Raw genomic sequence first — 13,505 nt, forward strand, 5'->3', positions numbered from 1 at the left:
AACTTCTGATTAAAATAACCCTAAAGGCGGGTCGATCGTCAGCGCCAGGCCGAACATTTGCCCTGATAGCTGGTCGAAAGAGGACGTAATCAGCATAGGACTTAGCATGATTAACCGATTTAAAAAGTGTGCGCTTGCCTCGCTTATGGTTACCCTGACAGCGGCATCTTTGCCGGTAAGGGCAGACGTGAGCGACAACCTGCCGGATATAGGGACGACGGCAGGGAATACGCTGTCCATTGGTCAGGAAATGCAGATGGGCGACTTCTACGTGCGTCAGCTGCGGGCCAGTGCGCCGCTGATTAACGATCCCCTACTGAACGACTACATTAATCAGCTGGGGGAACGGCTGGTGAGCCATGCCTGGTCGGTAAAGACCCCCTTCCATTTTTTTCTGATCCGCAATGACGAGATCAACGCCTTCGCCTTCTTTGGCGGCAATGTGGTGCTGCACTCTGCCCTGTTTCGCTACACCGATAACGAGAGCCAACTGGCCTCGGTAATGGCGCATGAAATCTCTCACGTTACTCAGCGCCACCTGGCGCGAGCCATGGAAGAGCAGCAGCGCAACGCGCCGCTAACCTGGGTGGGCGCACTGGGTTCAATCCTGCTGGCAATGGCCAACCCTCAGGCGGGAATGGCGGCGCTGAGCGGCACGCTGGCCGGGACCCAGCAGGGGGTGATCAGCTTTACCCAGCAGAACGAACAGGAGGCCGATCGTATCGGTATCCAGGTTTTACAGCGTTCGGGGTTCGATCCCCGGGCGATGCCTGATTTCCTGCAAAAGCTGGCGGACCAGTCGCGCTTCTCCTCTAAGCCGCCGGAAATTCTGCTCACCCACCCGCTGCCGGACAGCCGTCTGTCGGATGCCAGAAACCGTGCGAATCAGATGAAGCCGGTGGTGGTGCAATCTTCAGAAGACTATTACATGGCGAAGGTCCGCGCGCTGGGAATGTACGCTACCGGACAAAATCAGCTTACTGACGATCTTCTGCACACGCTGGAGAAAGGCAACACGCGCGAGCAGGCGGCGGCCCAGTACGGCAAAGCCGTGCAGTTTTTACAGGCGAAAAGCTTCGCTAACGCCAAAAAAATTATCGCCCCGATGCTGGCTAAACAGCCCGCCAACGTCTGGTATCTGGATATCATGTCCGATATTGATATTGGCCTGAACCAGCCGCAGCAGGCCATCGCCATGCTGCTGGCGGCGAAGACGGCCAGTTCAAGCCCGGTAGTTCAGCTGAACCTGGCTAATGCCTATGTCGAAGCGAAAAAGCCTGCCGAGGCCAGTAAAATTCTCTATCGCTACACCTGGGCGCATAAAGACGATCCCAACGGTTGGGATCTGCTGGCGCAGGCCAGCGCGGATCAGGGGCTGACGGATGAAGAGGAAGCCGCCAGAGCGGAGAGCCTGGCGCTGAATGGCCAGCTCGATCAGGCGATCAGGAGCCTGAGCAGCGCCAGCGCCGCCGTGGCGTTAGGCAGCCTGAAGCAGGCCAGATACGATGCGCGCATCGACCAGCTTCGCCAGCTCCAGCAGCGCTTCCGTCCGTATCAAAAATCTTAATCAGTAAGGATGCCGCATGTCTGAAGTGCAGATTTATCATAACCCTCGCTGCTCGAAGAGCCGTGAAACGCTGGCGCTGTTACAGGAAAGAGGCATTCAGCCGGAGGTGGTGCTCTATCTGGGGACGCCGCCCAACGCCGACCAGCTGAAGGCGCTGCTGGGCCTGCTGGGGTTTCAGTCGGCACGCGAGCTGATGCGCACCAAAGAGGAGATCTACCGGACGCTGCGACTGGCTGACGTCTCGCTGAGTGAAGCGCAGCTGATCCAGGCAATGGTGGAAAACCCCAGGCTGATTGAGCGCCCGATTGTGATCGCTAACGGCAAGGCGCGCTTAGGCCGTCCGCCTGAGCAGGTGTTTGAGATTTTATAGCAGGGGGTTACGTGGTCAGGGAGAGCCAGGCCTACAGCCCCAGCGCTTCCTTGACGAACGGAATGGTCAGCTTACGCTGAGCGCTAATCGAAGCGCGGTCCAGCTTATCCAGCGTCACGAACAGCGTGCGCATCTCGCGATCCAGCCTTTTCAGCAGAAAACGCCCCACGTCCTCCGGCAATTCAAAACCGCGCAGCCTGGCCCGCAGCTGAAGCGCCTGGAGCTTATCTTCATCGGAGAGCGGCTGAAGCCGGTAGATCTGTCCCCAGTCCAGGCGCGAGGCGAGATCGGCAAGCCGGAGGTTGAGCTGACGGGGAGGACGATCGGCGGTGATCAGCAGGCGGGTTTTGCCGGTTTCAAGAATACGGTTGTAAAGATCGAAGATAGCCATTTCCCAGGGCTCGTCCCCGGCGATACATTCAATATTGTCGATGCAGACCAGCGGCAGCTGCTCCATACCGTCCAGCACTTCCGGCACAAACCAGGTCCGCTTATCCAGCGGCACATAGCCCACGGCTTCGCCACGGGCGGAGAGCTCAGCACAGGCGGCGTGCAGCAGATGGCTACGCCCTCCTCCTTCGCGCGACCAGAAGTAGAAGTAGCTGCCGTGCTCCTGCTGCAATGCGCTTTGCAGGGCGGCAATCAGCGACGGATTCTCCCCCGGCCAGAAGCTGGCGAAGGTTTCATCATCAGGCAGATAGAGTGGCAATGACAGCTGTGCCGGTGTGTTCAGAAGCACCTCAGTGTTGATCGGGCAAAATCCGGCTGGAGTTTATCACAACTTTCTGGCGTTAATAAACGCGGGCCGGATCTGCCCGCTGCTCAGAGGTGATCCCTGTCCTGCGGATCGAGCACCACTTCTTCAGGCCGCACCAGGCTAATCACTTTAAAGATCAGGCTGAGAAGGACGCCCACAAGGGTCGCCAGCGCCATGCCTTTCAGCTCCGCTGCGCCGATATGTACGGTGGCTCCGCTGACGCCAATGATCAGGATCACTGAAGTCAGGATCAGGTTTTGCGCCTTGTTGTAATCCACCTTCGACTCGATCAGCACCCGAATCCCGGAAGCGCCGATCACGCCGTAAAGCAGCAGCGAGACGCCGCCCATCACCGGCACCGGAATGGCCTGAATCACCGCCGCCAGCTTGCCGACGCAGGAGAGTAGCATCGCCAGAATCGCCGCGCCGCCAATCACCCAGGTACTGTAGACGCGGGTGATCGCCATCACGCCGATGTTTTCACCGTAGGTGGTGTTCGGCGTGGAGCCAAAGAAGCCGGAGAACACGGTGGAGATCCCGTTGGCAAACATTGAGCGGTGCAGGCCAGGATCCTTCAGCAGATCTTTTTTGACGATGTTCGCGGTGACCACCAGATGGCCGACGTGCTCGGCAATCACCACCAGCGCCGCTGGCAGAATGGTCAGCATCGCGTACCACTCAAAGCGCGGCTTGTAGAAGGTGGGCAGCGCAAACCACGGCGCAGCTTCTACCGGCGCCCAGTTGACGATCCCCAGCGCCGAGGAGAGCACATAGCCCGCGATCACGCCAATCAGGATGGGAATAATCGCCATAAAGCCCCTGAACAGCACCGAGCCAAAGACCGTGACGCCCAGCGTTACCAGCGAGATAAAAATCGTTTTACCGTCAACCGACGCGCCGTTAGCCGGCAGCAATCCGGCCATATTGGCCGCGACCCCAGCCAGCTCAAGGCCGATCACCGCCACAATGGCCCCCATTGCGGCAGGGGGGAACATCACGTCCAGCCAGCCGGTTCCGGCTTTCTTCACGATCAGCGCTACCAGGCAGAACAGCACGCCGCACAGAATAAAGCCGCCCAGCGCCACTTCGTAGCCCAGCGGCAATAGCAGCAGCACCGGCGAGATAAAGGCAAAGCTTGACCCCAGATAGGCAGGGATCTTGCCTTTACAGATAAAGAGGTAAAGCAGCGTGCCCAGACCGTTGAACAGCAGCACGGTAGCCGGGTTGATGTGGAACAGAATCGGCACCAGTACCGTTGCGCCAAACATCGCGAACAGGTGCTGGAAGCTGAGTGGAATAGTTTGCAGCAGCGGCGGCCGCTCGCTAACGCCAATTGCACGACGTGTCATAGTGATACCCCTGTTTTACCCATTAAAAAGCCGACTCTGCGGTCGGCTTATCCTGTTGATCACGGCTTATTTGGTGCCAAAAATCTTATCGCCCGCGTCGCCGAGGCCAGGGATGATGTATCCCTTCTCATTCAGCCCCTGGTCGATGGAGGCGGTGTACAGCTCAACGTCAGGATGCGCTTTTTCCAGCGCGGCGATGCCTTCCGGCGCGGCGACCAGCACCAGGACTTTAATGCTGTTGCAGCCAGCCTTTTTCAGCAGGTCGATGGTGGCGATCATCGATCCACCGGTTGCCAGCATCGGGTCAACGACCAGCGCCATGCGCTCTTCAATGTTGGAGACCAGCTTCTGGAAATAGGGCACCGGCTCCAGCGTCTCTTCATCCCGATAGACGCCCACGACGCTAATGCGCGCGCTCGGCACATGCTCAAGAACGCCGTCCATCATCCCAAGGCCTGCACGCAGGATCGGAACGACGGTGATTTTCTTGCCCTTGATCTGCTCGATTTCCACCGGGCCGTTCCAGCCTTCAATCGTCACCTTTTCGGTGGCTAAGTCGGAGGTGGCTTCATAAGTCAGCAGACTTCCCACTTCTGAGGCGAGTTCACGAAAACGCTTGGTGCTTACGTCATGTTCACGCATCAGGCCCAGTTTATGTTTGACCAGCGGGTGTTTGACTTCCACGATCTTCATTGTTGTTCTCCCGGAGTGTTAAGCTGCAAAAAAAAATCGCGAGATTATAGCGCCATTTACGCTCAGCACCCTATGACTTAATGCAACTTCTGCTTAATCTGCCCTGTTTTGTTAAGGATTGGCTAAAATTCAGTTATCCGCAACGCATCAGCAGATGGCGCTCGCAAACGTTTGCCTGCGCTGTTAGAATTGCCGCGCTTTATTTTCCATACCACCAACCGCAAACCGCGTGGGGATTTCGCAGTGACCGACAAAACCTCTCTCAGCTATAAAGACGCCGGCGTAGATATTGATGCTGGTAATGCTTTAGTCGATCGTATCAAAGGCGTAGTGAAAAAGACTCGTCGCCCGGAAGTCATGGGTGGGCTGGGCGGTTTCGGTGCCCTTTGCGCGCTGCCGCAAAAATACCGCGAACCGATTCTGGTTTCCGGCACTGACGGCGTCGGCACCAAGCTGCGTCTGGCGATGGACCTGAAACGCCACGATACCATCGGTATCGATCTGGTCGCGATGTGCGTGAATGATCTGGTGGTTCAGGGCGCCGAGCCGCTGTTCTTCCTTGACTACTATGCCACCGGAAAGCTGGATGTCGACACCGCAGCCAGCGTGATTACCGGTATTGCCGAAGGCTGTTCGCAGTCTGGCTGTGCGCTGGTCGGCGGTGAAACCGCTGAGATGCCTGGCATGTATCACGGCGAAGATTACGACGTGGCGGGCTTCTGCGTCGGCGTGGTGGAAAAATCAGAAATTATCGACGGCAGCAAAGTTCAGGACGGCGATGTGCTGATCGCCCTTGGCTCCAGCGGCCCGCACTCTAACGGCTACTCGCTGGTGCGTAAAATTCTGGAAGTCAGCAACACCGACCCGGACAGCGCCGAGCTGGAAGGCAAGCCGCTGGCCGATCATCTGCTGGAACCGACCCGCATCTACGTGAAAAATATCCTGAGCCTGATAGGGCAGGTTGACGTCCACGCGATTGCCCACCTGACCGGCGGCGGCTTCTGGGAGAATATCCCTCGCGTCCTGCCTGATAACACCCAGGCCATTCTCGAAGAGTCAAGCTGGCAGTGGCCTGCCGTGTTTAGCTGGTTGCAGAACGCAGGCAACGTCAGCCGCTTTGAGATGTACCGCACCTTTAACTGCGGCGTGGGTATGCTGATTGCCCTCAGCGCGGCGGAAGCCGACAGAGCGGTGCAGCTGCTGACCGACGCGGGCGAAAAAGCCTGGAAAATCGGGGTGATCAAAGCCTCCGATGCCGAAGAGCGTGTGGTCATCAACCCATGAAACGGCTAGTCGTGCTGGTTTCCGGCCAGGGAAGCAACCTTCAGGCAATCCTGGACGCCTGCCAGCAGGGCCAGATTCGCGGCAGCATCGCTGCCGTGTTCAGTAACAAACCGGATGCTTACGCCCTGACGCGAGCCAGCGAAGCAGGCGTGCCGGCCCACGCGCTTACCGCTTCTCAGTTTGCAGACCGCGAGGCTTTCGACCGCCAGCTGATGCTGGAGATAGATGCCTATGCGCCCGATCTGGTGGTGCTGGCGGGCTATATGCGCATCCTTAGCCCGATTTTTGTCCAGCACTATGCCGGACGAATGCTGAACATCCACCCTTCCCTGCTGCCGAAATACCCCGGCCTGCACACTCACCGTCAGGCTATTGAGAATGGCGATGAAGAGCACGGCACTTCGGTGCATTTCGTCACCGAGCAGTTGGACGGCGGCCCGGTGATCCTTCAGGCGAAGGTGCCGGTCTTTGCCGAAGACAGCGAAGCCGAGGTGAACGCCCGCGTTCAGCACCAGGAACACGCCATTTACCCGCTGGTGGTGAGCTGGTTTGTTGACGGCAGGCTGGCAATGCGTGAGGGCGCCGCCTGGCTGGATAATGAAAAACTGCCTCCGGAGGGGCACGCCTTCGACTGACAGTCTGCGGGCATAGCGTAGAAAAGGAGTGACTCGCTGAGTCACTCCTTTTTTTTATCAGCCATAGCGGCCGGTGATATAGTCTTCCGTCCGCCGCTGGCGCGGTGTGGTAAACAGTTCGTCCGTCTCGCCAAACTCCACGACGCACCCCTGATGCATAAAGGCGGTGTAATCCGACACGCGCGCGGCCTGCTGCATGTTATGGGTCACCAGGATCAGCGTGAAATGCTGCTTGAGGGTGCTCATCAGCTCCTCAATCACCAGCGTCGAGATCGGGTCCAGCGCCGACGTTGGCTCATCCAGCAGCAGGACCTCCGGCTCGATAGCAATCGCTCTGGCGATCACCAGCCGCTGCTGCTGCCCGCTGGAAAGCGTCAGCGCGTTTTGCCAGAGGTTATCCCGGACTTCGCTCCACAGGGCGGCGGCACGCAGGGCTCGCTCCACTGCCTCATCCAGCACCCGGCGATCGCGCACGCCCTGTAGACGCAGCCCGTAGACCACATTTTCATAAATAGTTTTCGGAAACGGGTTTGGCCGTTGGAAAACCATCCCGACCCTTCTGCGCAGCGCCGCCAGATCCTGACTCCCGGCCAGGATCGACCGCTGGTTCAGGCGAATATCCCCCTCGGTCCGGCAGCCGTCAATCAGCTCATTCATCCGGTTGAGGCTGCGCAGCAGCGTGGATTTTCCGCAGCCGGACGGACCAATCAGCGCGGTAATCCGGTTTTTTGGCACGCGCAGGGTGATCTCTTTCAACGCCTGCTTGTCGCCATACCACAGCGAAAGGTTCTCCAGCTCAAGCGCGCTTTCCAGCTTATCAGGCATCACGGTTGTTCTCTCAACGTCAGTTCATCAGGGCGCGATAGCGCTCACGCAGGCGATGGCGCAGAACCATAGCCAGCAGGTTCAGCGCAAGGATTATGACCACCAGCAGCAGCGCGGTGGCAAAGACCAGCGGGCGATCCGCCTGGGCGTCAGGGCTCTGGAAAGCCAGATCGTAGATTTGAAAACCCAGGTGCATAAATTTACGATCCAGATGCAGATAAGGGAACACCGCATCAATCGGCAGCTCAGGCACCATTTTTACCACGCCGACCAGCATCAGCGGGGCGGTTTCTCCCGCCGCGCGCGCTACCGCGAGGATCAGGCCGGTCAGCATGGCCGGAACCGCCAGTGGCAGCGTGACGTGCCACAGGGTTTCGGCCTGAGTGGCTCCCAGCGCCAGCGATCCCTGCCGCAGCGTTTTAGGGATGCGTGAAAGACCTTCTTCGGTAGCGACAATCACCACTGGCAGCGTCAGCAGCGCCAGCGTCAGAGAAGCCCACAGCAGGCCGGGCGTGCCGAAGGTCGGATTAGGTAAGGCATCGGCAAAAAACAGCTTGTCCAGGCTTCCCCCTGTCAGCCAGACGAAGAAGCCCAGGCCGAAAACGCCGTAGACGATGGAGGGCACGCCAGCCAGATTTACCACGGCGATCCTCACCAGCCGGGTCAGCAGGCCGTTCCCGGCATACTCATGTAGCCAGATCGCCGCCACCACGCCCAGCGGCATAACCACCACCGACATCAGCAGCACCATCAGCACGGTGCCGAAAATCGCCGGGAAAATGCCGCCCTCTCCGATGCTGTCGTTCTGCGTGCCGCTGATAAAATGCCAGACCTGCCAGACAAATTGCCGCCACTTTTCGCCGTAGCTCATCGCGTTGGGATACCAGGCGGAGAGGATCTGACTCAGCGGGATATTATGCCGTTGCCCCTGCGCATCACGCAGGATCAGCACCGTGCTGCTGCCTTCGCTGGTTAACTCATCGAGCTGCTGCGCCTTCGCGGCAAACTGCCGCTGTAGCTCCGAGCTGTCCGCCTGATGAATCGACTGCGCCTGAGCGGTGTACTGATTTTTCTCGCGTAAGCGATGCTGGTGCTGGTCCAGTTCCTCCAGTTCAGCATTGAGCTTCGCCATGCTGACGCGCCGGATGTTATCTGCCTGCGACATATGCAGCCGCGACTGCTTAATACGCTGCTGCAAAGCCCGCATCATATTACGCGCGACCAGCGGCTGGCCATTCTCCAGCAGGCCTTCAAACCAGCCCCAGGCCATACCGCCCGAGCGCCGCTGTAGGGCAATTACCCCCGTTGGCTGCTCACTGGCGACGATTTGGCTGCTCAAAATGCTCTGAAAGTCGGACGCCGCGAAGTCGCGGTTGCCGGTTTTGATCAGATAGCGCGTCACCTCGTCAGGCAGATCCGCAGGCAGCGGCCTGCCGCTCGCCTGAAGCTGCTGGCGCGAAACGCTCTGCGACTGGGCGACTTCGCCCAGCAGTTGGCTGGTGCCTGACGCCTGCTGAACGGTGTATAAGGTGACCGGATGCGGCCAGAAATAGCGCATTCCCTGCCAGCCGAGCAGCGCGATCAGCAGGATAAAAGCCAGCAGGCTGACGGCTACCGCGCCTGCGGTGAGCCAGCGCCAGCGGTGATTGTTGGTTGCCGCGCTCATCCCTGCTCCTCCTGCTGGCCGTATTGCTGACGCAGCCGTTGACGGATCAGCTCGGCCAGCGTGTTAACAACCAGCGTGAAGATCAGCAATACCAGCGCGCTCAGGAACAAAATACGATAGTGGGCGCTGCCCGCCGCCGCTTCGGGCATCTCTATCGCCACGTTTGCCGCCAGGCTGCGAACGCCCTGTAGCAGCCCGCCTTCGGTAACCGGCGTGTTTCCCGTCGCCATCAGCACAATCATGGTCTCCCCCAAAGCCCGGCCAAAACCAATCATCAGCGCGGCAAAAATTCCGGCTGAAGCGCCCGGCATCACCACGCGGGTGAGGGTTTGCCACGGCGTCGCCCCCAGCGCCAGCGAGCCCTGTCCAAGCGAAGCAGGAACGCTGAAAATCGCCTCTTCGGCCAGGGTGAAAATCAGCGGAACCAGCGCGAACCCCATCGCCACGCCGGCAATCAGTAAATTACGCTGCTGATAACCGCCGCTGAAACGTTCGGCGATCCCCTTACCAAACAGGCTGTGCTCGATCATCGGCAGCAGCCACAGACAGAAAAGCCCGGTCAGCAGCAGCAGCGGCAATAGCAGCCAGATTTCACGGCCTTCGCCGCAAAGACGGCGACGCCAGCGAGGCGCGAGCCGTAGCGAGCCCCAACTGCACAGCAGCAGAACGGCCGCCAGCATCAGCGGCAGCAGCAGCACGCCGAGCAGCCGGTCGGCCAGCTGCGGGGCCAGCCACAGCCCGGCAATCAGGCCAATCACCACGCTCGGCAGCGCGCCCATCATTTCAATCGCCGGTTTCACCCAGCGCCGCAGGCCCGGCGTCATAAACCAGGCGGTATACATCGCGGCGGCCAGCGCCAGCGGCGTGGCAAACAGCATCGCCAGCCCGGCGGCTTTCAGCGTGCCGATCACCATCGGCACCAGGCTATATTTCCCCTGGTATTCATCGTTCGCCGAGGTGGACTGCCAGACATAATCAGGCGACGGATAGTTTTCATACCAGACCTTCTGCCACAGGCTGCGCCAGCTGATGTCCGGCCAGGGATTAGACAGCTGGTAATGCCGCCAGAGCCCGGCATTCTCCAGCAGCAGGCCATCTCCCTGTGGGGCGAGCGCGGCGCTCTGCACCCCGGTGTTTAGCTGGCGGGAGAAAATCGCGCCCTGCTGCTTGCTGGCAAACAGGTTCAGATCTCCGCCCGGGCTGAGGGTGGCAAACACGCGGCGATGGGCTTCACCGATGACTATCCCGCTATCGTTAGCCCCGGCAAACTGCCGGATAAAGCGCAGGTGCGGGCCAGTTTCACTGGCGATATCAAACCACTGCGCAATCCCCTTGTCGTCAGCCACCAGCAGCGAGCTGCCGCCGCTCAGCAACGCAATGCGTTTTGGGGGAGAAGTCAGCGTGTGCGTGTCTCTCAGCACCGGCCCCTGCGGCGTGATATCCCAGACGCGCAGCATCGCGCCGGAAAGGCCGAACAGCAGCTGCCCCTCCGGCGACAGCAGCAGCTGGCTGATACCCGGCATGTCGAGGGTGAATTTCAGCGGCGCGGCATCAGGCTGATACTGTAACAGGGTGATCTGCTCAGGACTGGCTTCGGCGACCAGCCAGCGGTGCTCATCAGGATGGGCAATGCTGACTACGCTGCTGCCTGGAACGCTAGCCGCCAGAGGCTTATCGCCCAGCGGAAACTTCCACACTGGCTCCCGCCCCGCCGCCATAAACTGTGGCTGAACCAGCATCAGTCCGCTGTCACCGCTTAGCAGCACGCTGCCGTTATCAGCGGTGGTCGTGGCGCTGACCGCGCCCGGATAAAGGGGAATGGCTGCCGACGGCGGCTGAGCATCCAGCGGAATAAAGAAGCCCTGCCCCTGCTGGTCGATGCGCCAGCCCCATTTCTGCCCGGCATCCATCCCCAGCGCAACCGCTGGCCGGGCGTCCGGTAATTTGATGGTGTAACCGCTGCCGATCGAGGGCGAAGAGAACAGCGGCACCACCACCCACAGCAGCCAGACGAACAGCAACAGCATCACCAGCAGGATGGCCAGCCCACAGCCCTTGACGACGCGGCGAGTCAGCCGGTCGATAAATCGACGGCGCCGGTCGTTAAACTGGGCTGGAATAGGGGTAGAACTCATGCTTTGCTAACTTTCCTGTATGCGTTGAAGTGGCTATGTTGCCCGTATGTGATTAATAAGACAATCAACAATGTCCGTTGGACTTTGCTGCCACACTCTCGCCATAATGCACAGAGATAATGACTGCTCAAAGACAGGATCAGCAGACGGAGTAAAAATGGGTCAGGAAAAGCTGTATATCGAAAAAGAATTGAGTTGGCTTTCATTCAACGAGCGCGTTCTTCAGGAAGCCGCGGATAAGACCAACCCGCTGATTGAGCGTATGCGTTTTTTAGGCATTTACTCCAATAACCTTGAAGAGTTTTATAAAGTCCGCTTTGCCGACCTGAAGCGCCGGATTCTGATTGGCGAAGAGCAGGGGCTGCCGACCACGCCACGCCATCTGCTGAAAAAAATTCAGGCGCGAGTACTGAAAGCGGACCTGGAGTTTGACGGACTGTACAACGATTTACTGCTGGAGATGGCCCGTAATCAGATCTTCCTGATTAACGAGCGTCAGCTTTCCCCAAACCAGCAAAGCTGGCTGCGTCACTACTTTAAGCACCATCTGCGCCAGCACATCACGCCGATTCTGGTGAATCACGATACGGACCTGATTGAATTCCTTAAGGATGACTACACCTATCTGGCGGTGGAGATCATTCGTGGCGAAGAGATCAACTATGCGCTGCTGGAGATCCCATCAGATAAGGTGCCGCGCTTTATCAATCTGCCGCCGGAAACGCCGCGCCGCCGCAAGCCGATGATCCTGCTGGACAACATCCTGCGCTACTGTCTTGGCGAGATTTTCCGCGGCTTCTTCGATTACGACGCGCTGAATGCCTATTCAATGAAGATGACGCGCGATGCGGAATACGATCTGGTGACCGAAATGGAGTCCAGCCTGCTGGAGCTGATGTCATCCAGCCTGAAGCAACGCTTAACCGCCGAGCCGGTGCGTTTCGTCTATCAGCGTGATATGCCTGACAACATGGTTGAGATGCTGAGTAAGAAGCTGAATATCACCAACTACGACTCTATCGTGCCGGGCGGGCGTTACCACAACTTCAAAGATTTCATCGATTTTCCTAACGTTGGCAAGGCAAACCTGGTCAATAAGCCGCTGCCGCAGCTGCGTCATATCTGGTTTGACCGCTTCCGCAACGGCTTTGATGCGATCCGCAATCGCGACGTGCTGCTGTATTATCCTTACCATACCTTTGAACATGTGCTGGAGCTGCTGCGCCAGGCGTCGTTCGACCCGGCCGTGCTGGCGATAAAAATCAATATTTACCGCGTCGCCAAGAACTCCCGCATTATCGATGCGATGATCCACGCGGCCTACAACGGTAAAAAAGTGACCGTGGTGGTCGAGCTACAGGCGCGCTTTGATGAAGAAGCGAACATTCACTGGGCAAAGCGGCTGACCGAAGCGGGCGTTCACGTTATTTTCTCCGCGCCGGGGCTGAAAATTCACGCCAAGCTGTTCCTGATTTCGCGCCGTGAAAATGGTGAGATTGCCCGCTATGCGCACATTGGCACCGGCAACTTTAACGAAAAAACCGCGCGCATGTATACCGACTACTCGTTGCTGACCGCGGATGCGCGTATTACTAACGAAGTGCGTCGGGTGTTTAACTTTATTGAGAACCCTTACCGCCCGGTCAGCTTTGAACACCTGATGGTATCTCCGCAGAACTCGCGCCAGATGCTGTATCAGCTGATCGACAATGAGATCGCCAACGCGCAAAACGGCATACCGGCTGGGATCACCCTGAAGGTGAACAACCTGGTGGATAAAGGGCTGGTTGATCGTCTTTACACCGCCTCCAGCGTTGGCGTGAAGTGTCAGCTGCTGATCCGTGGGATGTGCTCGCTAATCCCCGATCTGGAAGGTATCAGCGAAAATATTCGGGTGATAAGCATCGTTGACCGCTACCTGGAGCACGATCGCGTCTATATTTTTGAGAACGGCGGCGATAAAAAAGTGTTCCTTTCCTCGGCGGACTGGATGACACGCAACATTGATTACCGTATTGAGGTAGCCGTTTCCATTCTTGATCCAATTCTGAAACAGCGGGTGCTGGATATTATCGGCATTCTGTTGAGTGATACCCTTAAGGCGCGTTTCGTAGACAAAGAGCTCAGCAACAAGTATGTTCCGCGCGGCAATCGCCGTAAGGTGCGCGCCCAGCTGGCTATCTACGATTACATTAAATCTCTGGAGCAACCTGACTAACTCACT

At 58.4% G+C, this 13,505-nt stretch carries 11 protein-coding genes; 5 read left to right on the forward strand and 6 right to left on the reverse strand.

Translation table 11 applies throughout. The annotated features are described in order from the left end of the window. The first annotated feature begins 106 nt into the window (after positions 1-106). On the forward strand, positions 107-1,567 hold the full coding sequence (bepA, locus tag NG99_RS13755; protein WP_034893791.1) for a beta-barrel assembly-enhancing protease: 1,461 nt from the start codon (positions 107-109) through the stop codon (positions 1,565-1,567). Between the two features lie 16 nt (positions 1,568-1,583). Then, positions 1,584-1,937, forward strand: a complete 354-nt coding sequence (gene arsC, locus NG99_RS13760; protein WP_034893793.1) for an arsenate reductase (glutaredoxin) — start codon at positions 1,584-1,586, stop codon at positions 1,935-1,937. Positions 1,938-1,968: 31 nt separating this feature from the next. Here the strand turns inward: arsC and hda are convergent, their stop codons facing one another. The 3 genes from hda to upp form a co-directional block, all read right to left on the reverse strand. Continuing rightward, a complete protein-coding gene (gene hda, locus NG99_RS13765; RefSeq protein ID WP_232298302.1) occupies positions 1,969-2,670 on the reverse strand; it encodes a DnaA inactivator Hda in 702 nt (233 codons plus the stop codon). Positions 2,671-2,759: 89 nt separating this feature from the next. Then, positions 2,760-4,043, reverse strand: a complete 1,284-nt coding sequence (gene uraA, locus NG99_RS13770; protein ID WP_034893799.1) for a uracil permease — start codon at positions 4,041-4,043, stop codon at positions 2,760-2,762. A gap of 66 nt (positions 4,044-4,109) precedes the next feature. Further along, a complete protein-coding gene (upp, locus tag NG99_RS13775) occupies positions 4,110-4,736 on the reverse strand; it encodes a uracil phosphoribosyltransferase (RefSeq protein ID WP_034893802.1) in 627 nt (208 codons plus the stop codon). Between the two features lie 243 nt (positions 4,737-4,979). Between upp and purM the strand changes: the two genes are divergently transcribed. Both purM and purN read left to right on the forward strand, forming a co-directional pair. Then, positions 4,980-6,020, forward strand: a complete 1,041-nt coding sequence (purM, locus tag NG99_RS13780; protein WP_034894070.1) for a phosphoribosylformylglycinamidine cyclo-ligase — start codon at positions 4,980-4,982, stop codon at positions 6,018-6,020. Beyond that, complete coding sequence (gene purN, locus NG99_RS13785) at positions 6,017-6,655, forward strand: phosphoribosylglycinamide formyltransferase (RefSeq protein WP_034893805.1); 639 nt, start codon at positions 6,017-6,019, stop codon at positions 6,653-6,655. The genes purM and purN overlap by 4 nt, the downstream gene beginning before the upstream one ends. Positions 6,656-6,712: 57 nt before the next feature. Here the strand turns inward: purN and pstB are convergent, their stop codons facing one another. The 3 genes from pstB to NG99_RS13800 are packed head-to-tail and all read right to left on the reverse strand — an operon-like array spanning position 6,713 to position 11,281. Beyond that, complete coding sequence (gene pstB, locus NG99_RS13790) at positions 6,713-7,480, reverse strand: phosphate ABC transporter ATP-binding protein PstB (RefSeq protein WP_034893808.1); 768 nt, start codon at positions 7,478-7,480, stop codon at positions 6,713-6,715. Positions 7,481-7,499: 19 nt separating this feature from the next. Then, positions 7,500-9,146, reverse strand: coding sequence for a phosphate ABC transporter permease PstA (gene pstA, locus NG99_RS13795; RefSeq protein ID WP_034893810.1), 1,647 nt, complete (start codon positions 9,144-9,146; stop codon positions 7,500-7,502). After that, positions 9,143-11,281, reverse strand: a complete 2,139-nt coding sequence (locus tag NG99_RS13800) for an ABC transporter permease subunit (RefSeq protein WP_034893813.1) — start codon at positions 11,279-11,281, stop codon at positions 9,143-9,145. Before NG99_RS13800 ends, pstA begins: the two co-directional genes overlap by 4 nt. A 157-nt stretch (positions 11,282-11,438) precedes the next feature. On the opposite strand from NG99_RS13800, the gene ppk1 reads away from it, so the two are divergent. Then, positions 11,439-13,499 carry a polyphosphate kinase 1 gene (gene ppk1, locus NG99_RS13805; RefSeq protein WP_034893816.1) on the forward strand — a complete coding sequence of 687 codons (2,061 nt, stop codon included), beginning with the start codon at positions 11,439-11,441 and terminating at the stop codon, positions 13,497-13,499. Positions 13,500-13,505 lie beyond the last annotated feature (6 nt).

It is taken from the genome of Erwinia typographi (assembly GCF_000773975.1).
Taxonomy (GTDB): Bacteria; Pseudomonadota; Gammaproteobacteria; order Enterobacterales; family Enterobacteriaceae; genus Erwinia; species Erwinia typographi.

What these genes read in the sequence shown, in the direction of transcription:
- pstA (WP_034893810.1), bottom strand. Translation starts at nt 9,146, where the DNA reads ATGAGCGCGGCAACCAACAATCACCGCTGGCGCTGGCTCACCGCAGGC.
- NG99_RS13800 (WP_034893813.1), bottom strand. Translation starts at nt 11,281, where the DNA reads ATGAGTTCTACCCCTATTCCAGCCCAGTTTAACGACCGGCGCCGTCGA.
- ppk1 (WP_034893816.1), top strand. Translation starts at nt 11,439, where the DNA reads ATGGGTCAGGAAAAGCTGTATATCGAAAAAGAATTGAGTTGGCTTTCA.
- pstB (WP_034893808.1), bottom strand. Translation starts at nt 7,480, where the DNA reads ATGCCTGATAAGCTGGAAAGCGCGCTTGAGCTGGAGAACCTTTCGCTG.
- arsC (WP_034893793.1), top strand. Translation starts at nt 1,584, where the DNA reads ATGTCTGAAGTGCAGATTTATCATAACCCTCGCTGCTCGAAGAGCCGT.
- bepA (WP_034893791.1), top strand. Translation starts at nt 107, where the DNA reads ATGATTAACCGATTTAAAAAGTGTGCGCTTGCCTCGCTTATGGTTACC.
- uraA (WP_034893799.1), bottom strand. Translation starts at nt 4,043, where the DNA reads ATGACACGTCGTGCAATTGGCGTTAGCGAGCGGCCGCCGCTGCTGCAA.
- upp (WP_034893802.1), bottom strand. Translation starts at nt 4,736, where the DNA reads ATGAAGATCGTGGAAGTCAAACACCCGCTGGTCAAACATAAACTGGGC.
- purN (WP_034893805.1), top strand. Translation starts at nt 6,017, where the DNA reads ATGAAACGGCTAGTCGTGCTGGTTTCCGGCCAGGGAAGCAACCTTCAG.